Origin of the sequence: Prosthecobacter gellanilyticus, assembly GCF_007992435.1 — a bacterium.
In the GTDB taxonomy this organism is placed as follows: domain Bacteria; phylum Verrucomicrobiota; class Verrucomicrobiia; order Verrucomicrobiales; family Verrucomicrobiaceae; genus Prosthecobacter; species Prosthecobacter gellanilyticus.
The window spans coordinates 123,044-145,242 of sequence record NZ_BKAG01000010.1; the positions used below are offsets into that span (position 1 = coordinate 123,044).

General features: G+C 60.0%; 18 protein-coding genes. 7 read left to right on the top strand and 11 right to left on the bottom strand.

Translation table 11 applies throughout. The features are described from left to right. The 3 genes from BGE01nite_RS09060 to BGE01nite_RS09070 form a co-directional block, all read right to left on the bottom strand. Window positions 1-1,836, bottom strand: coding sequence for a M56 family metallopeptidase (locus BGE01nite_RS09060; protein WP_146850124.1), 1,836 nt, complete (start codon window positions 1,834-1,836; stop codon window positions 1-3). 53 nt (window positions 1,837-1,889) lie between these two features. After that, window positions 1,890-2,294, bottom strand: a complete 405-nt coding sequence (locus tag BGE01nite_RS09065) for a BlaI/MecI/CopY family transcriptional regulator (RefSeq protein WP_146850125.1) — start codon at window positions 2,292-2,294, stop codon at window positions 1,890-1,892. A gap of 72 nt (window positions 2,295-2,366) precedes the next feature. Continuing rightward, complete coding sequence (locus BGE01nite_RS09070; protein WP_170266686.1) at window positions 2,367-3,551, bottom strand: MFS transporter; 1,185 nt, start codon at window positions 3,549-3,551, stop codon at window positions 2,367-2,369. Window positions 3,552-3,732: 181 nt separating this feature from the next. Here BGE01nite_RS09070 and glgX point away from each other — a divergent pair, with 181 nt between their 5' ends. Next, the gene (gene glgX / locus BGE01nite_RS09075; protein WP_246145689.1) at window positions 3,733-5,841 is read left to right on the top strand and encodes a glycogen debranching protein GlgX; all 2,109 of its coding nucleotides are present in this window, start codon (window positions 3,733-3,735) and stop codon (window positions 5,839-5,841) included. A gap of 21 nt (window positions 5,842-5,862) precedes the next feature. On the opposite strand, the gene BGE01nite_RS09080 is transcribed toward glgX, so the two are convergent. Next, window positions 5,863-6,393 (bottom strand): MGMT family protein, encoded by a 531-nt coding sequence (locus tag BGE01nite_RS09080; protein ID WP_146850128.1) that lies wholly within the window; start codon window positions 6,391-6,393, stop codon window positions 5,863-5,865. 159 nt (window positions 6,394-6,552) lie between these two features. Between BGE01nite_RS09080 and BGE01nite_RS09085 the strand changes: the two genes are divergently transcribed. From BGE01nite_RS09085 to BGE01nite_RS09105, 5 genes are all read left to right on the top strand, one after another. Then, a complete protein-coding gene (locus BGE01nite_RS09085) occupies window positions 6,553-8,001 on the top strand; it encodes an NfeD family protein (protein ID WP_146850129.1) in 1,449 nt (482 codons plus the stop codon). A 118-nt stretch (window positions 8,002-8,119) separates the two neighbouring features. Then, window positions 8,120-8,455, top strand: a complete 336-nt coding sequence (locus tag BGE01nite_RS09090; RefSeq protein ID WP_146850130.1) for a hypothetical protein — start codon at window positions 8,120-8,122, stop codon at window positions 8,453-8,455. 185 nt (window positions 8,456-8,640) lie between these two features. Further along, a complete protein-coding gene (locus BGE01nite_RS09095; protein ID WP_146850131.1) occupies window positions 8,641-10,797 on the top strand; it encodes a DUF1549 domain-containing protein in 2,157 nt (718 codons plus the stop codon). 43 nt (window positions 10,798-10,840) lie between these two features. Further along, a complete protein-coding gene (locus BGE01nite_RS09100) occupies window positions 10,841-12,139 on the top strand; it encodes a DUF1501 domain-containing protein (RefSeq protein ID WP_146850132.1) in 1,299 nt (432 codons plus the stop codon). 311 nt (window positions 12,140-12,450) lie between these two features. Beyond that, window positions 12,451-13,449 carry a beta-ketoacyl-ACP synthase III gene (locus BGE01nite_RS09105; RefSeq protein WP_146850133.1) on the top strand — a complete coding sequence of 333 codons (999 nt, stop codon included), beginning with the start codon at window positions 12,451-12,453 and terminating at the stop codon, window positions 13,447-13,449. 121 nt (window positions 13,450-13,570) lie between these two features. Here BGE01nite_RS09105 and BGE01nite_RS09110 read toward each other — a convergent pair whose 3' ends face one another. Then, a complete protein-coding gene (locus tag BGE01nite_RS09110) occupies window positions 13,571-14,434 on the bottom strand; it encodes a sugar phosphate isomerase/epimerase family protein (RefSeq protein WP_146850134.1) in 864 nt (287 codons plus the stop codon). Window positions 14,435-14,546: 112 nt separating this feature from the next. After that, complete coding sequence (locus BGE01nite_RS09115) at window positions 14,547-17,606, bottom strand: PSD1 and planctomycete cytochrome C domain-containing protein (protein WP_218032941.1); 3,060 nt, start codon at window positions 17,604-17,606, stop codon at window positions 14,547-14,549. Between the two features lie 254 nt (window positions 17,607-17,860). Here BGE01nite_RS09115 and ftsY point away from each other — a divergent pair, with 254 nt between their 5' ends. Next, window positions 17,861-18,709, top strand: coding sequence for a signal recognition particle-docking protein FtsY (ftsY, locus tag BGE01nite_RS09120; RefSeq protein WP_146850136.1), 849 nt, complete (start codon window positions 17,861-17,863; stop codon window positions 18,707-18,709). Between the two features lie 158 nt (window positions 18,710-18,867). Here ftsY and BGE01nite_RS09125 read toward each other — a convergent pair whose 3' ends face one another. The 5 genes from BGE01nite_RS09125 to BGE01nite_RS09145 all read right to left on the bottom strand — a co-directional run bounded on the left by BGE01nite_RS09125 (window position 18,868) and on the right by BGE01nite_RS09145 (window position 22,161). Continuing rightward, window positions 18,868-19,434 (bottom strand): J domain-containing protein, encoded by a 567-nt coding sequence (locus BGE01nite_RS09125; RefSeq protein ID WP_146850137.1) that lies wholly within the window; start codon window positions 19,432-19,434, stop codon window positions 18,868-18,870. Between the two features lie 11 nt (window positions 19,435-19,445). Continuing rightward, a complete protein-coding gene (locus BGE01nite_RS09130; protein WP_146850138.1) occupies window positions 19,446-19,826 on the bottom strand; it encodes a HesB/IscA family protein in 381 nt (126 codons plus the stop codon). Window positions 19,827-19,846: 20 nt separating this feature from the next. Then, window positions 19,847-20,659, bottom strand: coding sequence for an Hsp33 family molecular chaperone HslO (locus BGE01nite_RS09135; protein WP_146850139.1), 813 nt, complete (start codon window positions 20,657-20,659; stop codon window positions 19,847-19,849). Between the two features lie 96 nt (window positions 20,660-20,755). Then, entirely contained in the window at window positions 20,756-21,454 is a 699-nt protein-coding gene (locus BGE01nite_RS09140) for a 3-keto-disaccharide hydrolase (RefSeq protein ID WP_146850140.1), read from the bottom strand. A gap of 53 nt (window positions 21,455-21,507) precedes the next feature. Beyond that, window positions 21,508-22,161: a phosphoribosylanthranilate isomerase gene (locus BGE01nite_RS09145; protein WP_218032942.1), complete on the bottom strand. Its 654-nt coding sequence runs from the start codon at window positions 22,159-22,161 to the stop codon at window positions 21,508-21,510. Between the last annotated feature and the right edge of the window lie 38 nt (window positions 22,162-22,199).

A 22,199-nucleotide genomic window follows, 5' to 3' on the forward strand; every position in this document is an offset into this window, starting at 1 on the left:
TTACTCCGCCTTGATCCCGACATTCTTGTTCCCGTTGTCACGCACGGCGTCCACGGTGTTGTGCAGGGAGCCCAGCGGCACATTGGCATCACCAGAGACGACGACTTTGGAGCTTGGGTGTTCAGGGAGGAACTTGCTGAGATAACCACGCAGGCCGGTGGTGGCGACTTTGTCGCCGTTGACCAGCACGGTGTCACCGCCAGCGGTCACATGAAGGTTGATGACCTCTCCACTGCTAGCGGAGGCGGACTCCCCTTTGCGGACCTTGATGGCACCCTCACCTTCACGGGCACCGGGCTTCTTGCCACCTTCACCATCGCGAGCGCCAGTTTTGACACCGCCTTCACCATCACGGGCACCAGGCTTTTTCACTCCTTCACCGTCGCGGGCTCCTGTGCGAGGTTTCTCGCCATCGCGCTCGCCGGTGCGTGGTTTGTCTCCGTCACGCTCGCCCGTGCGGGGCTTGTCGCCATCACGCATGCCAGGCTTCTTGGCACCTTCGCCATCGCGGACGCCGGGCTTCTTGCCGCCCTCGCCTTCACCATCACGGGCAGGCTTCTTCACGCCGCCCTCACCATCGCGGGCTCCAGGCTTCTTCACACCTTCGCCATCGCGATCGCCGGTCTTCTTGGCACCTTCACCGTCACGGTCACCGGATTTCTTCACGCCGTCGCGCTCGCGTTCACCTTCGCGCATGGGCTTGCCATCTTGCTCGGCCTCGCCTTTGCGCGGCTGCTCTGTTTCAGTGGAGCGGTTGGCTGCGCCTTCACGGACCTTGGCGGGGACTTCTTTTTCCGCAGCACGAGCTGTGGTGAAGGAATAGCTGACGAGGACGCCGAGCGTGAGGACGAGCAGTGCGTGAACCCAGGGCTGGCGGGTGGTTGGTTGGGCGATCATAAGAATGCGTTGACGCAGAGTGGGGTGGTTGCGCACACATGGGGCCAACCCTGCAATGGCCGGAGGTGCGAAAAAGGTTTCCTGAATGCGCAGCAGCGTGTGCCCGTAATCGAGACGCTCCGAGGGCGCGAGAATCTCAAGTGCTCCAGCATCACAGCGCAGTTCACGATCCGCCTGAAAGCGCGAGACCACGAACCACACGAGCGGATTGAACCAATGCAGCGCCTGCACCGCCGTGGCGGCCCAGTTCCAGGCCAGGTCATGCTGCTTCACATGCAGCAGCTCATGCAGCACCACATGACGGAGGCTGCTTTCATCAAAGCGAGTCTCCCAATCCTCCGGCAGAAGCAATGTTGGTTGGCGGATGCCGACCATGGCCGGCGTGGTGCCCTCAGGCATCAGCGCGATGCTCACTGGCTTCTCGATGGCAATCTTGCGGGAAAGACTGGCCACAAGCGCCTTCAGTAGAGGTGATTTGGCACGTGGACGACTCCCAAGCTGGCGATGAAACTGATGCTGCCTCCACAAAGCAGCACCAAGCACCGCCAGAGCCCCAAGCGACCATAGTGACAGCAATGCTCCACGAACCGTAATGACAGGCTGAGCGACCACTGAAGAGACGGTAGAAGCATCAAGCCTGTCTGCAGCCGTGACCATAGAGTCCATCAGCCCAGCATCCATCAAGGGCTGGTCTTCCGCGACCGTCTCAATGACCGCAGGCTGTGCATCTGAAGTCGCCATCCAGGCCCCAATACCAAACCCGGCCGGAATGAAGGCGGGCAGCATGAGCTTCATGCCCACCAGCATCCAGAGTCCAATGCGCCAGGCAGGACTGAGCCGGATGCCGAGCATCAGGCGCAGACCAAGCACCGCCAGGATGAGGACACTGGCCTCCAGGGAAGTGCGCATGAGCCAGTGGAAAAGGGCGTCGGCATTCATGGTGAGTTGAAAGGTTGGTTAGACGGCCAGGAGAAGGGTTTGAGGAGTGGAAGCTACTTTTTCAGTTTCTTCTCTGCCTGGGCCAGCACTTCACGAAGCGCAGCGAGGTCGTCTTTCGAGACTTCCTCACGTTCCATCAGTCCGGCCACGAAAGGTGTGAGGCGGCCGTTGAACACGCGATCGAGGAAACTGACGCTTTCCTCGTGTTGGCACTGGTCCTGCGAAACCGCTGGCGTGTAGCGAAACTCCCGGCCCACCGACTCCACGGCCAGGGCGCCCTTTTCAGTCAGGCGGCGGATCAGGGACTGCACGGTGCGCGGTTTCCAGTGCAGGTGTCCTTCCAGGACCTTCACCACCTCGCCGAGCGTGCTGGTGCCACGCTCCCACAGCACCTTCATGACCGTCCATTCGGCATCGGAAATGCGTGGCGTTGCGTGGATGTCTTGTTCGTCGGACATGGCTTGGATTACAAACGTGATCCATGGATTACACGCGTAATCCGAGGTAGCAAGAATATTTTTCTCTTTTTGTTAAACCGCTGCCTTCCGCCCCCGATAAGCGAGCGCGAAGAACAGGCAGACCACCGCCGTGAGTGCTGTTTCACCCCACCAAAAGTGCTTCCAATCCGCATGACCTTCCGCCTGGGAGGCGAGATACCACCACCCACCGCCGAGATACCCCAGCAGATTTCCCACACCGCTCATCAGCAGGGCCAGCAGGGCCTGCGCACGCACACGCCAGCGGGGATCAATGCGCTCCTCCAGATAGATCTGGGTGGTGATGAAGTAGAGCGTGAAGGCAAAACCATGCAGCGTGGTGCCGACAACGATCCATGGGAACGAATCCGTCGCGTTCAATGAATAGCGCACCACACAGATGGCGATGCCTGACATGAACACCCACTTCAGCCGGAAGCGCGCGAGCAAGCCGGCAAGAAACACCATCGTGAGGATCTCCGTGCTTTGCGCCAGAGACATCACCGCCGCCACATTCTTCACGCCATGATCTTTCAGTTGCAGTGCTGTGTAGGGATAGAAAGCCGCCAGCGGAATGCAGTAGAGAGCCGCCGTGATGAAGACGATGCGGTGATCCCGATGCTTGAGAAGTGAGAGCGCATCCAGCCCGAGGATCTGCCACCAGGTGCGATGCGCGCCATCATCCGCCGGCGTCACATCCGGCAGCAGTTTCGTCAGGCCTCCCACCACTGCCCACAAAGCTGCGGACGTGAAGCCTGACTTCAGCGAAGCATCACCACTCAGGATGAAGCTGATGATCCAGCAACCGCACATCCAGCCAAAGGTGGCGAAGGCACGCAGCGGTCCGAACTGCCGCTTCGGATCCTGCAGCTGCGAAAAGACAATGCTGCTGGCGATGCTCCACACCGGTGTCTGCACCAGAGCCTGCACCTGCGCGCAGCACAGCACCAGCGCATCACTAAGCTGCCAATAAAGAGAGAGGCAGGTGAAGCTCATGCTCACAGAGGTCAGCAGTGCCAGCCAGCGCATCAGCCGTGTGGGTGCCATGCGCTGGTCCGCCAAAGCACCGACAAACAGCGGCGAGATGAAAGCCGCCACAGCTGTGGTAGCCAGCACCCAGGGCACCAGATGTCCTTTCCCATACGCCGTGAACACATTCGCCAGCGGCACGCTCCACAGCCCCATGGGCATGGCAGTGACAAAGAACAGGATGGCTAGTCTGGCGCGGTTGGGGGGCAAGGCAGGTGGAACTTCGATAGGCCGCCCCACCTTGCAAGTTGCACCTTCCATGTTTCCATAGGAGACCGAGCTCCCGCTCATGATACTCGCTCGCAAAAGGCCCGCATGATAGGCGGGTCAGGACATCGTTTCGATTTCTTGCGTGCATCGGCAGGTCTCCTGCTTCATGGAGAAATGCCGCATGTCTGCCAACCTCGCTCGTTTCGCCTCCACCCCCGGTGCGCACCTCACACCGGACGGCGTTCATTTCACGGTTTTTTCTCGTCACGCCACCGCAGTCGACCTTTGCCTTTACAATGCCGCTTCACCCGGTCGTGAGACCGGCCGGATCCGGCTGACCCGAGGCGAGCGGGATCTCTGGTATGCCTTTGTGCCCGGACTGAAGTCAGGCCAGCTCTACGGCTACCGCGCCCACGGCCCCTGGATGCCGCAGAATGCTCTGCGCTACAATGCCAACAAGCTGCTGCTGGACCCCTACGCCCTCGCCATCTCCGGCAAGCCGGATGCCCGGGCCTCCATGCACACTCCCACGGGTCCCGGCTTCTTCCCTGGTGCTCATGACAACGGCCCCGAGGCGCTGAAATCTGCCGTCATTGACCGCGACTATGATTGGGGAGATGACAAGGCACCGAACATCCCCTGGCGTGACACGGTGGTCTATGAGATGCACGTCAAGGGCTTCACCCGGACGCATCCAGATGTGCCAGCTAAACTGCGCGGCACCTACGCCGGCCTCGCCCATCCCAGCGCGCTCAAGTATCTGAAGGACCTCGGCGTCACCGCCGTGCAGCTGCTGCCCGTGCACCAGCATCTGGACGACCAGTTCCTGATCGAGAAAGGCCTAACAAATTATTGGGGATACAACACCATCGGCTTCTTCGCCCCGCACAATGAGTTTGCCTCGGCGGCTGATCCCCAGGCCCAGGTGCGCGAGTTCAAGGACATGGTGAAGGCCTGCCACGCCGCAGGACTCGAGGTCATTCTGGATGTCGTCTACAATCACTCCGCCGAGGGTGATGAGCGCGGCCCCATGCTCATGTTTCGCGGCTTTGACGACCGCCTCTACTATCGCCACGACTTCGACGAGCACGGTTCCAATTACATCAACATCACCGGTTGCGGCAATGCTGTGGACTCCGCCAACGGCCCAGGTCTCAAGCTCGTGCTCGACAGCCTGCGCTACTGGGTCACAGAGATGCGCGTGGATGGCTTCCGCTTTGACCTCGCCGTCACCGTGGCGCGTGATGAGAAGGACGAGTTTAACGTTAACGGCCAGTTCCTCACCGCCGTCGCCCAGGATCCCATTCTTTCGCAGGTGAAGCTCATCGCGGAGCCTTGGGACATCATGCGTTTCGACAGCTACCAAGTCGGCGCCTTCCCCGAACCCTGGCGTGAGCTGAACGGCAAGTATCGCGATACCGTCCGCCGCTTCTGGGCAGGCGATGAAGGCAGCACCGCCGAATTCGCCAAGCGCTTCTGCGGCAGCCAGGATGTCTACGGTGGCAACCAGCGCCCGGCCCTGAGTAGCATCAACTTTCTCACCAGTCACGATGGCTTCACCCTGCTGGATCTCGTGAGCTATGCCAGCAAGCACAACGAAGCCAATGGCGAGGAAAACCGCGATGGCGACAACGCCAATCACAGTATCAGCTGCGGTGTCGAAGGCCCCACGAACGACCTCCGCGTGAACCGTCTGCGCGGACGTCTGCGCCGCAGCATGTTTGCCACACTTCTGACCTCCGTCGGCGTGCCGTTCATCACGGCGGGTGACGAGCGCGGCCGCACGCAGAAGGGCAACAACAACGCCTACTGCCAGGACAACGAGATCAGCTGGCTCGACTGGAATACGGTGGATGCCGAGATGCTCGAGTTCACGCGCCAGATGCTCGCCTTCCGCCGTGCGCATCCTGAGTTCCGCCGCACGGAATTCTTTGATGGTCAGTGGACACCCGCCACCGGGCTTCCTGATGTCGCCTGGCTGGAGGGCAATGGCAGCCTGCTCTGCCATGATGAATGGCATGATCCTGCGCGCACCACCTTCGGCGCGCTCATCGCTGGAAAGCCACCCATGGTACTGCTCTTCAATCGAGGAGATCTCCCCGCTCCCTTCATTCTTCCCGGAACTGCAGGCTGCACCTGGAGCGCCGTCTTTGACACCGCGAACAGCCAGTCCTTCGATACCCAGAAGATCCCACCGACCGCTGGTGGAGCCAACCTCACCGTGAACAGCCACAGCGTCGTCTGCCTGAAGCTCAGCGCCGGCATCCTCGGTCTCACGATGGCTTGTTAGGGGAGGAATGCTCCTAGCCTGTCATTTCAGAGCCTTGAAAGGCCGAACAAACTTTTCGTAGTCTCTCACGAACCACTTCTTCCCCTTCTGAAAAACCTGATGCCCCTCCGCTTGCAGCAATGCAGTCAGAGCTTCGATCCCACCAGGATACTTCGGATTCACCTCGCCCCTGGCTTTCAGAACGCGCCAGTAGGGCGTGATGTCCGACTTCCCTTCGCGTGAGGCCTCGTCTGCCGCATGGGCTGCGATCCATGAAAAGATCCCGGTGGTGATCGGACAACCCGACTCCGCCTTGTGCTTCTTGGCCACAGCGCTCCTCAGCTCATCAATCGTCGTCAAAGCTCCGCGCGGCACCTGGCGCATCAGCGCATCCACCTCGCGCGGCGCCGGGATCACCAGAGTCGCGCCACCAAACCGTCGGACCATGTCTCCTTCCAGCTTCACCACCTTCGGTAGGTCCTTGTCATCCGCCAGCTTCTGCTGCCAGGTCTTCTTCCCGCGCAGAGGCTTGGCGATCTCCGCTTTCGCAATCGGAGGGCTCTTACTTTTCATGACTCGGTGGGGGTTGTCGGGCCGACCAGGCAGAATGCCCGCTTCTCTGCATGGAATCTAGCGACACTTTTGTAGTCCCTGTCCCGGCCCGGCTGGCCATGCTGACCACCTATCACAGCACCTCTTGCTAACTCCCGCCGTTCTTCGTAATCTCTCCGCATGATCCACCGACTGCTTTCTCTGATGCTAGGCCTCATGCTGCTCGGGCAGGTGACGGTCATGGGGGCCGACACGAAATACACGGGCAAGGTCGTCGTCATCCCAGTGGGCGAGGACGACCTCATTGCCCGGGCGCGCTTTGAGTTCATGTCCCGCACTCTCGAACGCTGCACGGCTGAAGGTGCCGAAGCCGTGATCTTTGACCTCGACACTCCAGGTGGTCTGCTTTGGGACACCGTGGACCTGATGATGAATGATCTGCAAAAGCTGAAGCCGAAGAGTTTCGCGTTTGTGAATCCGCGTGCTCTCTCCGCGGGCGCCATGATTGCCGTGGCCACGGATGGCATCTACATGGCTCCCACCAGCAGCGCGGGCGCAGCCTCGCCCGTCTATGGCAATGGTGAGCAGATGGCGGATGCCGAACGCGCCAAGATGAATTCCGCCACCATGAGCATGGCACGCGCCGTGGCGAAGAGGAAGGGCCACAACCCCGCCGTCATCGAAGCGATGATCGACATGGGCAAAGAGCTCAAGGTCAATGGCGTGGTCATCGATAACAAGAAGGAGATCCTCACGCTCGATGCCGAGCAGGCCATCATGATTTCCGATGGCAAGCCGCTCTTCGCCAAGGCCATCGTCAGCAGCCTCGATGAGATCAAGAAGGCCGAGTCTTTGAAAGGCGAGCTCGTCACAGCCGAACCAACTTTGTTTGAGCTTATCGCCATCTGGGTCACCAAATACGCCGCCATCCTCATCCTGATCGGTGTTGCCGGAGGTTACCTGGAGATGCAGGCACCTGGCTTTGGGATCCCTGGTTTCGTTTCGTTGGCGGCCTTCTCGCTCTTCTTCTTCGGGCATTATGTTGCCGGTAGTTTGGTGGGCCAGGAGACCGCCGTGGCTGTGGCCGTTTTTATGCTCGGGGTTGTCCTGATCGCACTGGAGCTCACGCTCTTTCCCGGCACCCTGGCCTTGGGCATCGTGGGTTTCGTCTGCGTCATGGCGGCTCTCGTGTTCACGATGTCAGGCTGGGAGATGCCCGTCGCGCCTGTCCCAGTGCCCGCAGATGGCACGAATCCTCCCCCGCCCTTTGATTTCAGCCTCGCTACCTATGCCCTGGGCCTGCGCAATTTTGCTCTCGGCATGCTGGGTGCGTCCTTGATCATCCTGGTGGCCGCACGTTATCTGCCCGAAACACGGCCGTTCCGCCGTTTGGTGCTTCACACCGCTGCCGGCGGCACCCTGGAAGCCACCCCTGCGATGACCGCCACACGCGCCGTGAAATCCGGCGATGAAGGCCGCACCGTCAGCGCGTTGCGTCCTTATGGCACCGTCGAGTTCGGCGAGACCCGTGTCGAGGCCATGGTGGAAGGCGGCTACCTCCAGAGCGGCACCGCCGTCCGCGTCCGCGAGATCTCCGGCACGCGTATCATCGTGGAAGGACTAACTTAAAGCGGGACTATTTCTCAACCTGTCTTCTTAAAATCCCAACTCCCCTCATTTTCGTCCCCGTTAAAACCCATCCCTAGCGCAGGTTGTATTCACCCTCCGCCGGAGCCACGGACAACTCATGAAAGCCCGCATGTATCAATTTCAGTTCGGCCAGGGAAACCTCGGCTGGCCCGCCAAGCTCGTGCTTGGTCTCGTCATCATTCTTGGCATCGCCCTCCTGCTCTCCTTTGGGCTCATCGCCGCCGTCGTCGGAGGCATCGCGCTCCTCGCGACCAAAATCATCCGCACCTTCCTGCCGGCCTCAGCCGCACCTCCAGCTCAGGAATCTGACCTTTCCTGGCATCGTCAGCAGCCAGAGCCCTCTCATGAGCTCCAGGAAGACCGCGGCATCGTGCGAGATGTCGAGGTCGAGATCCTCCCGGCTGAGGACGACCGTCGCGGCCCCAGGGCCTAGATTCGCCGCCAAGCCCCTGGTTCGCACATCTGCGCCCTCCGCGTCATCTGCGGTCAAGAGTCCTGTCTCAGGGAACAACCGTGAACAGAGAACGGAGAATCGCCCCCTAACTACGATTTAATAAATTTTGCTGAAGATTGTGAACATCCCTTCGTTTCAGGCGCAGTCCACGACCCCTCGTCGCCATGAAAACGCTCACCCTTCTGCTTTTCGCCGCCGCCACGGCCACCCTCCACGCGGCGGCTCTGCCGGAATCTGCCAAGATCGACCAACTACTGGCGGCCGACTGGCAGAAACATAACCTGCAGGCCAATCCCGCCGCGCCGGATGAGGTCATCGTGCGCCGTCTGTACCTGGACATCGCGGGACGTATCCCGACCGTGGAGGAGACAGAGCAGTTCCTGCGCTCCAACGATCCCCAGAAGCGCGCCAAGCTCATCGACCAGCTTCTCGCGGGTGATGGCTTCACCAGTCACATGTTCAACTACTGGGCGGATGTGCTGCGCCTGACGGACAACGTGAAAGGCCGCCTCACGGCCGAGGCCTATGAGGAGTGGATGAAGAAGCAGCTCAAGGCCAACACGCCCTATGACCAGATCGTGCGCAATCTCCTGACCACCGAAGGCGGCGCCTGGGACAGCGGCGCCATCGGCTTCTGGATGCGTGATGAGAACAAGCTCGACCATCTGGCCTACACCGTGCAGGTCTTCCTCGGCACCAGCATCGTCTGCGCGCAGTGCCATAACCATCCGTTCGATAAATGGACGCAGATGGATTACTACGGCATGGCTGCTTTCACCTATGGCATGAACACACGCGGTGGCGGCCAGGACATCCTGAAGTCCAAACGCAAGCCGGACATCGACAAGGCCACACTGCAGGCCATGAGCGACAAGGAACGCCGCGAATACATGAAGAAGCTGCGCTCCGAGCAGGAGAAGAAACCGCAGATCGACCGCGAGCAACTGGCCCAGGTGCGCCAGGCCATGGGCGACGTCATGAAGCCTCTGCGCTACACCGACATCAACTGGCAGGAAGGCAAGAAGCCCACCCTGCCCCACGACTACAAATACACCGACGCCAAGGCCGGCCAGCAGGTGCAGCCGAAAGCCATGTTTGGCCATGAGGCGTCTCCTATGGGTGGCGAGACGACACTGACCGCCTTTGCCCGCTGGATGACCAGCCCGGACAATCCGCGCTTCACCACCGTCATTGCCAACCGCATGTGGAAGAAGGCTTTCGGCCTCGGCCTCATCGAGCCGGTCGATGAAATCACCGACTCCACCGTGGCCTCCAATCCTGCGCTCATGGACTACCTGACGCAGCTCATGATCGAGAAGAAGTACAGCCTGAAGTCCTTCCTCCGCGTCCTTTATAACACGGACACCTATCAGCGCATGGCCACCACCCAGGAAGTGGCCCTGGGCGAGACCTCCCGCTTCACCGGCCCCACGCTCCGCCGCATGAGTGCTGAGCAGATCTGGGATTCCCTGGTGACCCTCACCGCTGGTAATATCGACAGCAGCGTGGATGCCGACAACGAGCGCCTGCACCAGTATCTGGATGATCTGGCCTTCTTCCTCAACACCATCGAGAAAACCGGTGTCGAGGGTCTGGTCGGCATCGCCAAGGAAGCCACCGCGAAGCAGGAGGACAATCAGAAGAAGCTGGCCGAGATGCGCGAGGTGATGCTGGCCAAGCAGAAGGCAGGTCAGGCAGGCATTGCCGAAAGCAAGGAGCTCGCACAAGAGGCTAACAAACTTCGCCGAGAGGCCGGCAACGACATCCTTGTGGCCCTGCTCGGTGAAGAGCGTGCCACGGAACTCCGCCGCGGTTACAACGCCAAGCAGACTGATGCGAAGAAGCGCCCAGCTGCGCAGATTGACCGCTCCAAGCTCGCCAACATGACGAAGGAAGAACGCAAGGAGTTCATCAAGAACCTGCAGAAAGGTGCGCAAAATGTGGTCGGCATTTCCACTCGTGCTTCCGAGCTTCCCAGCCCCGCCAAGGCAGGCCACATGCTCCGCACCTTTGGCCAGAGCGACCGCGAGGTCATCGAGAACGCCAGCGCTGACGCCTCCGTGCCTCAGGCTCTGACGTTGCTGAACGGCCCGATCGTCCAGGCTGTCACCAGCCCTATGTCCAACCTTACCACTCATCTCGACAAGGCTGGAGGCCCTGATCAGAAGCTCGACCTCCTCTACACCGCATTGCTGAGCCGCAAGCCCACCAACAATGAGCGCGGCATCCTCTCCGGCGTGATCCACGAGCGCGGCCCCAAAGCCATCGAAGACGTCACGCATGCCCTTCTCACCGGCTCACAGTTCCTCTTCATCCAGTAAGCTCAGGTCACTCGCCCACAAACCTTCCCAGAAGCCCACGAATATGAACTCACACCTCCGCTCCGCCGACGAACCTACCCGTCGTGATTTTGTGCTTGGCATGGCCAAGACCTGCCTCGGTGTTTCTGTCATGGCACCGCTGATGCGCGGCACAGCCAGCGCCATCTTTGACGGCAGTTCGAAGCTCAAACAGGTGCCCACAGCACGCAATGTGATCTATCTCTACATGAGCGGGGGCATGACGCATCTCGACACCTTTGGCTGCGTGCCAGGAGCTGAGACCATGGGCGAGACCGAAGTCATCAAGACCACCGGAGATGGTATTCAAATTGGTTCGGGCCTGCCCACCGTGGCGAAGTACATGCGCCATGGCACCATCATCAACAGCATGACCAGCACCCAAGGTGCGCATGAGCAGGGCAACTACTTCCAGCACACCAGCTATACCCTGCGCGGCGGCACCCGCCATCCCACGATGGGTGCCTGGCTGCAGAAATTCCAAGGCAAGGGCAATCCTGATCTTCCTGGCAGCGTGGTGATCAGCGAGGGCAGCAAACATCCGGGCGGTGGCTTCTTTGAGGCTGCCTTCCAGCCTCTCGTCATCAACGATCCGACCTCCGGCCTGCAAAACAGCCACCGTCTCGCCAATCTTTCCGAGGCTGATTTTGACTACCGTCTGGGTCTGTCCGCGAAACTGAATGCAGGATTTCAGCAGGCCTACAATCAGAGTGCGGTGCGTGCTTACTCTGACGTCTATCGCGATGCTGTGCAGGTCATGAAGAGCGCCGATCTGGCGGCCTTCGATCTCAATCAAGAGCCTGAAGACCAGCATGCGCTCTATGGCGACAGCAAGTTTGGCCAGGGTTGCCTCCTCGCCCGTCGCCTCATCGAGCACGGAGTGCGCTATGTCGAAGTCGGAAACGGCGGCTGGGATATGCACCAGGAGATCTACTCCCGCCTGCCTGAGAAGATCGCTGACCTCGACAAAGGCCTCGGTGCCCTCCTCGGCGACCTCGAGTCCCGTGGCATGCTTTCCGAGACCCTGGTCGTGCTCACCACCGAATTCGGCCGCACGCCGAAGATCAACCAGAACGCTGGCCGCGACCACTACCCGAAAGCTTTCTCCAGCGTGATGTGGGGTGGTGGCGTGAAAGGCGGCTACGTCCACGGCAAGACCGACAAGGGCATCGAGGTCACAGATGCCAAGATGACTCCGCCTGATCTCAACGCCAGCATTGGCTACGCCCTCGGCCTGCCTTTGGACCAAGTCTTGTTCTCCCCCAGCAAGCGCCCCTTCACCATCGCTGACAAAGGCCAGCCCGTGCTGGACCTCTTCGCCTGATGTAGGCTCGTTTCGCCAAAACGAGGGCTTGGGTGCCATCACGCAGGCAAAAATGCCTGCGTCCGCATCTGTAGGCTCGTTCGTCAGAACGAGAGGCTTGGCCTTTGCCGTTTTGATGCCTGAAACTCGCCGCATCTAGTGAAGGCTGCACCACGTAGGAGGCGGCCTCAAGGGGCCGTGACAGGAAGTGTCCATTCCCCCGGATGACCATCAGCTTCGCGCTTGCCTCCGGGGCCGCCCTCTGGCATTGAAAAGGTCCGGACGCTTCCCGCCCCTGTCGGGTCGCCCGTCCCTCCCTTTGCTCTCCGACCATGACCCATCCCTGCGTCTCCTCCATCCTCGGCACCGGCAGCTATGTGCCTGAGAAAGTGCTGACGAACGACGACCTTTCCAAAATCGTTGATACCAACGATGAGTGGATCACCAGCCGCACCGGCATCAAAGAACGCCGCATCGCCGCTGACGACCAGGCCACCAGTGACCTTGCCAGCGAGGCCGCCCGCCGCGCCATGAAGAACGCGGGAGTCAGCCCGGATGAGATCGATCTCATCGTCTGCGCCACAGTCACGCCGGACATGTTCTTCCCCAGCACCGCTTGCATCGTGCAGCGGAAGATCAAAGCCCACAACGCCGTCTGCTTTGACATCAGCGCCGCCTGCTCTGGATTCGTGTATGCCCTCCAGGTCGCCCGCCACTTCCTCAATGCAGGCACTCGCCAGACCGCTCTCGTCATCGGTGCGGAAAAGCTTAGCAGTCTGGTCAACTGGAAGGACCGTAACACCTGCGTGCTCTTCGGTGATGGTGCCGGCGCCGTGGTCATCCGTGCGGCTGAAGACTCCGAGGCCCCCGGCCGCGTGCTCAGCACTGTCATGGGCAGTGATGGCAACCTCGTGGACCTCCTCAAGGTCCCCGGCGGTGGCAGCGCCTGCCCTACCACACCAGACAATGTGGACCAGCGCCTGAACACAGTTCACATGGAAGGGCGCGAGACCTTCAAGCATGCCGTGACCCGCATGAGCAATGCCGCCGAGGAAGCCCTGGCCATGGCCGGCCTGACCAAGGAAGACATTGACCTCGTCATCCCGCACCAGGCCAATGCCCGCATCATCACCGCCATCGCGGATCGCCTGGGCCTTCCTCCTGAGAAGACTTTTGTGAATGTGGACAAATACGGCAACACCAGCGCTGCCACCATCCCCATCGCGCTTGATGAAGCCAACCAGCAGGGCCGCCTCCAGCGTGGTAATGTGGTCCTCCTCGTCGCCTTCGGCGGCGGCTTCACCTGGGCCGCCTCGGTCGTGCGCTGGTAAGCCTGCATGGCCTGCGGATGACTCATCAGCAGGCCTTCGCAATCATTCCAAAATCAAAAACCCTGCGGCTCATCACCGCAGGGTTTTGTGTTTCAAACAGATTTAATGGTTAGGCAAACCATCAAGCCGTGATCGGATGCAGGTTGGTCTTGCACCACTCACCGTTCTGCATGGTCACGCCATCTGGGTCTTCCACCGCGATGTGCGCCTCATCTTCGCAGATGATCCAGCCTTCATAGTTACGCAGTACCAGCCATTCAGTGATCTTGTGGAAGTCCAGTTTACCGGTGCCCATCTGCGCCCAAGGCTCGGCTCCATTGCCGGAGAAATCCTTGTAATGGATGTGGTTCACCAGGTGCTGCCATTTGTTCAGCGTGGCGATGACGTCCATGCCACCGCGGATGATGTGACCCACGTCTGGAGTCCAGCCTGTGACCTTCGGATCCAGGCTGCTGAGGACGACATCATAGTCTTCCTGCGTGCGGACGATGGAGGCTGGCGGGCTGTTCGGATGGTAGGAGACCTTCAGACCTGCGTCATGCGCGCGCTGGGCCACTGCATTGAGGTTCTTCGCCACATTCAGGCGGCGCTTCTGCAGGTCCTTGTTACGGCCGGAAGGCAGAGTGACCGTGCCCAGCATCGATCCAGGGAAATGCTTGAGATAGTCGATCGCAAAGTCGGTGGCTGCTTTCTCATTCGGAGCCTCGCCCTCACCATCCCAAGCGCAAACCAGCGCCAGACCTGCCAGCTTCATATTGTACTGCTGCAGGGTGTCCTTCATCTTGATCGGATCGATCTGCGGTCCAAGCCAGTACTTGGAGCAGCCAAGAGCGCTCTCAGAGATCTCGAGCACCATGGGCTCGATGCCCGTGAAACCGGCCTCGGAGGCCACCTTGATCATGTGATCGAGCTTGTTGTCGTAGCCCTTGCCCGTGCCCTGCATGAACCAGGTGTACACTTCGGAGCCGAATTGGATTTTACCCATGTTGTCGGAGTTGTTGTGGTTTGGTGAGAAAAAGTGCCCCGTTTCCAGGAGCGCGCGCATTTGAGACGACATCCCGCCTACTGTCCAGCCTCGAAAGCAAAGAGCCCGCAGATCAATCGCGAGTGACCACGCGGTCCAGGTTCATCAGCACCCCAGCCGTGGTCGTGTAAGCAGCCAGTTCCACCGGATCCAGCTTTGGATCAGCCTTTGAAGCCCCTTGGGCGATCGCCTTCTGCGCCTCGTCTGGGTGCGACGCAAACCATTCCAGGCGCTCATGCAGACCGCTCAAAAGGATACCCTGCGTTTGGGAATCGATCGTCCGTCCCGTCGCTCGCAGATAGCCATAGGCCAATCGTTTCTCTGCCGTGTCGGCCTGCTTCATCATGAGCTCGGCCAGGCCACGCTGGGCCTCCACAAAGGCAACCTCGTTCAGCATCGCCAGTGCCTGCAGCGGTGTGTTCGTGCGGCTACGCTTTACGGTGCAGATCTCACGTGTCGGCGCGTCAAAGAGCATCATCGTCGGCGGTGCTGCCGTGCGCTTCCAGATGGTGTACATGGTCTTACGATACAGCCCCTCGCCCGCATCAGCTTTGTAGCCGCGGAGGTCGCCATACTTGCTTGTCTCATCCCACACACCTTCCGGCATGTAAGGGCGCACACTCGGCCCACCCACTTTCGGCACCAACAGCCCGCCGATCGCCAACGCCTGATCACGCACCACCTCGCCGCTCAAACGGAAGCGCGGTCCACGGGCCAGGAGGCGGTTATCCGGATCACGCTCCAGCAAGGCAGCAGTTACCCTGGTGCTCTGCTGATAGGCGCGGCTTGTGACCATGAGCTTGATAAGATGCTTCATGTCCCAGCCGCTCTTCATGAACTCCGCGGCCAGCCAGTCCAGCAGTTCCGGATGCACGGGATACTCCGCCTGAAAACCAAAGTTCTCCGTGGTCTTGCACAACCCTACGCCGAACAGCCGCTCCCACTGCCGGTTCACCCACACACGGGCCGTGAGCGGATTGTCAGTGCTGACCAACCATTTGGCTAGGCCAAGACGGTTCATCGGCGCACCCTTCGGCATCGCATGCAGCCAGGAAGGCACGGCCATGCCCACCTTCTCCCCCGGCTTGTCATACTCGCCACGGTTCAAAACAAAGGCGTCCCGCGTCTTGGAGGATTCCTTCATCACCATGGACGTGGGCAGCGCTGTCTCGAAATCCATCAATGCCTTCGTCTTCGCTGCCAGCGCATCTTCTGCCAGCTTCACCGGACTGCTGACAGTGGCCAGATAGTAGGCTTCCAGTTCCTTCTTCTGCGCAGCGCTGCGCTTCTCCACAGCTTCCGCCAGGATCGCTTTGATACGGCTCAAATCCGCATTGCCTTGAAGTTTCACCGCATTCGCTGGAAGCGACGTGCTCGAGATACGGAAGCGGCCGATGTTGTGATAGCCGATGGCCTCGTGGCGCAGACGCAGCAGAACTTGGGCACCAGCACTCGGACTTACCAGACGATCAAGCAGGAACATCGCTCTCCTGTTTTCCTTCTTGGTAGGCCCGTCGATGGCCCATCCCCTGCCCTTGCCCTTCTTGATCACATTCGTGATCTCATAACCCTTTTGATTGTAGTCCGCTTCCACCTTCGTCACGGTCAGCTTCTCCGGCTTGCCACCGGCCTTCTGGACATACACATCGAAATCCGTCAGCACAAAGTTCCCGTTCGAGTTGCGCCCCAGGCTCTGCTCCGGCAGTGACGCATCGGGGAAGCACTCGAGCAAGAATCCAGATACCCCGTCCTTCGGCATCGCAGCATCAAAAATATAGGTGTCCTTCGCCGGATTCGGCCCGCTGGCCAGATAGCTGCCATCAGGCTGCCGAACTAACTTTGCGCCCTTATCATCGAGCTTGGACACCACCTGCACAGGTTCCATCATCGTCCACGCGGACTTCTGCTCCTGCATCTTCATCGCACCTTCCTTTTCCCAGGCAGCCATCAGTGTCGGGAGATCTTTGCGGGATTCCCTCGCTACCTTCTCAGCCGCCGTGATCTCCACTTTGAGAGCCGCGATGCGCTTCTCCTGCTCCGGCGTGGTCACGCTCATGATCGGCAGCGAATTGCCACCGCTGCGATTCGAGGCACCCTGGATGCTTCCGCGTTCTTCGATGTTGTTGAAGAAGGCGAAGAACGAATAAAAGTCCTTCTGCGTGATTGGGTCATACTTGTGATCATGGCAGCGAGCACAGTTCATCGTCAGTCCCAGCCAGGTGAAGCTCGTCGTCTCTACACGATCGATGATGTTCTCGATCCGCCACTCTTCATCGATGATCCCGCCCTCGCCATTGATGCGGTGATTGCGATTGAACCCCGTGGCGATCATCTGCGCCTGCGTCGGCTGCGGCAAAAGATCCCCGGCGATCTGCTCGATGGTGAACTGGTCAAACGGCTCGTTCGCATTGAAGGCCGAAATCACCCAGTCACGCCATGGCCACATGCTGCGTGAGCTGTCCGTCTGAAATCCATTGCTGTCCGCAAAGCGCGCAAAGTCCAGCCACTCCCGGGCCATGTGCTCGCCGTAGCTCGGTGACTGCAAAAGCTCGTCCACCAACCTAACAAGCGAAGCTTCCGTGAAGTCCTTCGCATGACGAGTGACTTGTTCAGGCGTCGGTGGCAGCCCCGTGAGGTCCAGCGTCACCCGACGGATCAGCGTCTCGGCATCGGCCTTTGCTGAGAAACCCAGTCCCTCTTTCTTCAGACGCGCCTCCAGCAGTTCATCGATGCTCTTCGCTTTGGATGCAGCCACCGGCTCAAAGGCCCAGTGCCCCTGATACTCCGCTCCTTCGGCGATCCATTGCTTGATCAGCTCTGCCTCCGCCTTGGTCACCGGCTTGTGCATCTTCACCGGCGGCATCAGATCATCCTCGTTCGTCGTCAGCACGCGGGACAGCAGTTCGCTTTGTTCCGGCTTGCCGGGAACGATCGCCATCGCACCCGACTCCGCAGGCTTTAGGGCCTCCGCATGCAAATCCAGCCGCAGCCCGGCCTTCCGGTTCTTCTCATCAAAGCCATGGCAGTGAAAGCACTTGTCCGAAAGGATCGGCCGGATGTCACGATTGAACACCACCGTCTCCGCCTGCGCAGCGGAGGAGATCAAAAGGAGGACAGACAGGAAGCGAAGCACGGCCCCTGATACGCCCCAAACCGCCCGTTCTTCCATCCCCCTCTCTGGCCTTGATCCCTTTCCGTGTTTTCCGCGTATTCCGTAGGCCCTTTCTGATCAAGGCTTCACCACTCCACCGATCAACCGGCCACATAGCCCCTTGCCGCCCCCTTCTTTATTCGGATTTCGTCATTCGTCATTCCCCAACCCATTTGCCCCCTTGACGTCCACAAGCCCCCTCTTCATGGACACTCAGACTCTTTTCCATCCCCCGCATGGCCGGCTTTTTCAAATCTCTCATCCAGCGCTTCACCAAACCCGACATCGATTGGGATGACCTCGAGGCCTCCCTCATCGCCGGTGACCTCGGTCCCAAGCTCGCCCTCCAGATCGTCAGCGACCTCCAGGCCCAGCAGCGCAAGCTCCACGGCGCCGACATCGTCCAGGTGGCGCGCGATCATGTGCGCAAGATCCTCCCGGAATCTGTCCCGCATCTGACACCCTTTGCCGATGGCCGTCCCAAGGTGCTGCTCATCGTCGGTGTCAATGGCGTCGGCAAGACCACTTCCACCGCCAAGCTCGCCCACCTGCTTCAGCATGCCGGGCACAAGGTCGTCCTCGCCGCAGCCGACACCTTCCGCGCTGCCGCTGTGGAGCAGCTCCAGGTCTGGTCCCAGCGCCTGGACGCACCCCTCGTCAAAGGTCCGCCGAACAGCGACCCCGCCGCCGTCTGTTTCGAAGGTTATGAGATGGCTGTCAAAACCGGCGCCTCATTCCTGCTCTGCGACACCGCCGGCCGTCTCCACACCAAGCACAACCTCATGGAGGAGATGAAGAAGATCCACCGCGTGCTGGGCCGCAAAGACCCCACCTCGCCGCATGAGATCATCCTCGTCGTCGATGCCACCACCGGCTCCAACGCCCTGCAGCAAGCCCGCGAGTTCCACAAAGCCATCCCACTGACCGGCCTCATCGTCACCAAGCTCGATGGCAGCGGCAAAGGCGGTGTCCTCGTCCCCATCCAGCAAGAACTCAAAGTCCCCACCCGCTTCATCGGACTGGGCGAGAAGGTCGAAGACTTCCAGGCCTTTGATTCCAAGCGGTTCGTAGACGAGTTGCTCTAACCAGAATTAGAAAAGGGGATTTGGAGTCTGGGAGGGCTAGCAACGCCCGTATGCAACCACCAGCGTCGAAGTCGCGAAGCGTCCCGGAGTGCGTGTGGCAGAGATGCAAGGGCACCCTTGCATCGTCGACACCGCTTATGACACGTGATGTCTAAAGCTCACAGCATCAACCCCAACAACCTCTCCCGGATCTGTGCGCGCCACTTGGTCAGATAAGCAAACTTCGCCTGCATCGCCTGCACATCCTTCCACGCGGCATCATCTCCAGTAGCCAGCCTTTCATCACACTCCGGCAGCAGCACTTCCAGTCGCTGCCATTCCTGTTCGATCAACTCATTCAAACCTTCCAAAGCCTCGCGCAAACGCATCTCTTCAGAAGCCAGCAGCGCTTTTGCCAGCGCACTCGTGGCAGCTTGTTTGCGGGTGAGAAAAGCGTTCGTCTGCTGTAGCAGCGGCCCCAGCTTCTCAAACAAGCTCATCAAGCCTGCCTCCAGCGGAATGGCACGCCAGCCGAGACCTGAACGGGTATCGACCAGATGCTTCAGCCGCGTCACCGGAGACCTTAGCGCCTCCAAGGCAGCATTTAGCTCAGCGCTCAGTGCCGCATCGCCACCGGCCTGATCTGGATGAGCCGTCTTCGTGGCCTCCAGATACGCTTGCTGAAGCGCGGCTTCATCCAGTGCAGCACGCGGCGGCAGACCCAGCAGCTTAAAGTAGTCTGCCATAATACATTACATCACGCGGCGAAGCTTTCGCCACAGGAGCAAGTCACCACGGCGTTCGGGTTCGTCACCTTGAAGCCGCCTTGCTGGAGGTCATCGCTGTAATCCAGCTCAGATCCCGTCACGAAGAGCGCGCTCTTGGGATCGATCACCACACGCACTTCATTGGAGGTCACCATGATGTCCCGGTTCGCCGGGCCATCCACGAGGTCCATCTTGTATTGCAGACCCGAGCAGCCTCCGCCGACCACCGCCACGCGCAGCGCGCCGTGTTCAGCGCGGCCCTGCTTCGTCAGCAGGCTGAGGAGCTTGTTGGAGGCATTGGGCAGCACCTTGATCAGCTTTTCACTGCCGATCTTGTAGTTAGGCGCTGGGGATGGTGCGATAGCAGACATGTCTTATAAAAAGTAGTGGCTCACGCCTTGTCCTGATCCTGGCTCTGGTTCTGGGCGGCCAGCCAGGCATCAAAAATCTCACGCGGCACCTGATATTTCGCGCCGCAGCGCGGGCAGGTGATGCCAGCAGGACCCTCTTCAAAAATGTAGTCGAGGTCTTCGTCCGCCAGACGGCTCAGCATGGGGAACATACGCTCGACCGTGCAGCCGCAGTCAAACACAAAGCCGCGCGTTTCCAGCAGCGAGAGCACCTCCAACTGGTCCAGCTTCAAAATGTCCTCCTGGCGCAGATTTTTGAGCCACGCGGTATCCGCATCCGGCTCGGCCGAGATCTGCACGAACTCCTCATCATCGAGACGGAAGATACGTGTCGGACGCTGCTCGCTCTGAGTGTAAAAATGCTCCACGGCGGCCAGCACATCCATGCCTTGAAACTCGACCATGCTCTGGCGTGGAGGCACGTTTGATCTCGTGGTCTGGGCGATGATGATGGATTTGCCCATGTCCTTGATGTCATCCATGAAAAGGCGACCCGTCACCCGGCTTTGCGGATAGCCACCGCCAGTGACAAAGATGTTCAGCAGCGGATCCTGCATGTGGATGGTCCAGGCGCAGCGTTCATCATGCGGACGCGAGGCCTGATGCAGCGCCATCGCAGCCAGTCCTTCCTTCAGCATCGTGTCCAGGTGCTGCTCATGCTTGATCCCGTGCTGCATGAGATGCAGGTAGTAGTCCATGTACAGGTCTGAGAACTGGCCGCGCACGAGCAGGCAGTTCCGCCCGCGCACGAAGTAGGAGCGCAGTTCAATGTTGGCGAGATCAGACTCTGGCATGACGTTTTGAAAAAGAGAAAGGTCGGCGGAAAAGAAGAGGGCAGAGAGCGGGCTTCAAAGCTCCTGGCTCCCTGCCCTCAATATACTACGAATCGATCAGAGAGGCTTGATGAAGATATCTTTGTAATAGGTCACGCTCTTCGGGTCGTGGCCCTGGATGGCGATGGTGCCGTCAGCCAGCTTGCGGCCGGGCATATTCTTCAGTTCCTTCGCAGGATCCCAGCCTTCAGGCTCGGTGAAGTCCACGGTGGTCTCGCCATTCACCTTCAGGGTGATGTGCTTGCCTTCCACGCGGATCACGTAGTCGAACCATTCGCCATCCTTGCTCGGAGCCAGAGGCACCTTGATGTGCTTGCCACCTTCAGGCTCCTTCTGATCAGGGAGCAGGGCGAGAATGTTCACCACGCCATAAAGGCTGCCGGTCTTCTTGGGGTCGGTGTGGGTGCTGTTCACCTGGCACTCATAGCCAGCGTCTGGCCAGCCTTTTTCCTGGAACTTGGTGGCGAAGTACACGCCGCCATTGCCACCTGCGGTGGTCTTGACCTTCAGCTTCAGCTCGAAGCTCTTGAAGCTCGCATTGCCATCGGCACCGACGTAGAAAAGATGCGCGCGGCCACCGGCCACCTTCAGCTCGCCGTTTTCCACGGTGAACACGCCGGGAACTTCGTCATTGGACTTCCAGCCGGACAGGTCCTTGCCGTTGAAAAGGGAGGTATAACCATCGTTATCCGCGGCCGGGGAGACCGAGGCGATCAGGGCGGCCACGAGGGCCAGGGTGAAGCGGTTGAGTTTCATGGAGGAGGCGCAGATACAATGGCGCGCGCGGCTTGTCCAGCGGTGGGAAGCGCTCAGGCACCCGCCTTTGCCTGCTGGATGAACTGCCGGACCATGGCCAGATCCTTGATCCCGGGGGAGCTCTCCACCCCGCTGGCCACATCCACCGCCGCCGGGCGGGTCGCCAGCACGGCCTCACGGACATTTCCGGGCGTCAGACCGCCGGAGAGGATGATCCGCTTGTCCGGAAACTGCTCCCGCGCCACCACGGCCAGATCCCAGGGGAAAGTCTCCCCCGTCCCGCCATACAGGCCAGGATTGTAGGCATCCAGCAAGATGCTCTGGCAAGGGTAGTCTCCAATCCGCGCTAGCGAATCACGATCCCGCACCGCCAGCGCTTTGATGACATGGGCACCACGATCCATCAACGCCGCGACTTGGTCCGGCGACTCATCCCCATGGAGCTGCAAAATGTGCACGAGCCTCTCCTCGACCAGTGTGTCCAGTGTCTGCGCATCCGCATTCACCAGCACCGCCACCAGCGTGGTCGAATCATAGATTCGCGGCAGCCAGCCAGCCTTTTCCAAAGGCAGATAGCGCTTCGACTTCGGCCAGAAATTAATCCCCAGCGCATCCGCTCCGAGAGCGATGATATCACGAGCCTGCTGCTCCTGCGTGATACCGCAGATTTTGACAGCCGGGATGGATTTGGAAGGATCAGGAAACACGGGGGAACAAAGAGAGAATACGTGCCGCACAATCAAAG

Bases quoted from the DNA above. Each gene is read 5' to 3' on its own strand.
- BGE01nite_RS09060 (WP_146850124.1), bottom strand. From the start codon at position 1,836: ATGAATGCCGACGCCCTTTTCCACTGGCTCATGCGCACTTCCCTGGAG.
- BGE01nite_RS09065 (WP_146850125.1), bottom strand. From the start codon at position 2,294: ATGTCCGACGAACAAGACATCCACGCAACGCCACGCATTTCCGATGCC.
- glgX (WP_246145689.1), top strand. From the start codon at position 3,733: ATGTCTGCCAACCTCGCTCGTTTCGCCTCCACCCCCGGTGCGCACCTC.
- BGE01nite_RS09080 (WP_146850128.1), bottom strand. From the start codon at position 6,393: ATGAAAAGTAAGAGCCCTCCGATTGCGAAAGCGGAGATCGCCAAGCCT.
- BGE01nite_RS09085 (WP_146850129.1), top strand. From the start codon at position 6,553: ATGATCCACCGACTGCTTTCTCTGATGCTAGGCCTCATGCTGCTCGGG.
- BGE01nite_RS09090 (WP_146850130.1), top strand. From the start codon at position 8,120: ATGAAAGCCCGCATGTATCAATTTCAGTTCGGCCAGGGAAACCTCGGC.
- BGE01nite_RS09095 (WP_146850131.1), top strand. From the start codon at position 8,641: ATGAAAACGCTCACCCTTCTGCTTTTCGCCGCCGCCACGGCCACCCTC.
- BGE01nite_RS09100 (WP_146850132.1), top strand. From the start codon at position 10,841: ATGAACTCACACCTCCGCTCCGCCGACGAACCTACCCGTCGTGATTTT.
- BGE01nite_RS09105 (WP_146850133.1), top strand. From the start codon at position 12,451: ATGACCCATCCCTGCGTCTCCTCCATCCTCGGCACCGGCAGCTATGTG.
- BGE01nite_RS09110 (WP_146850134.1), bottom strand. From the start codon at position 14,434: ATGGGTAAAATCCAATTCGGCTCCGAAGTGTACACCTGGTTCATGCAG.
- ftsY (WP_146850136.1), top strand. From the start codon at position 17,861: ATGGCCGGCTTTTTCAAATCTCTCATCCAGCGCTTCACCAAACCCGAC.
- BGE01nite_RS09125 (WP_146850137.1), bottom strand. From the start codon at position 19,434: ATGGCAGACTACTTTAAGCTGCTGGGTCTGCCGCCGCGTGCTGCACTG.
- BGE01nite_RS09130 (WP_146850138.1), bottom strand. From the start codon at position 19,826: ATGTCTGCTATCGCACCATCCCCAGCGCCTAACTACAAGATCGGCAGT.
- BGE01nite_RS09135 (WP_146850139.1), bottom strand. From the start codon at position 20,659: ATGCCAGAGTCTGATCTCGCCAACATTGAACTGCGCTCCTACTTCGTG.
- BGE01nite_RS09140 (WP_146850140.1), bottom strand. From the start codon at position 21,454: ATGAAACTCAACCGCTTCACCCTGGCCCTCGTGGCCGCCCTGATCGCC.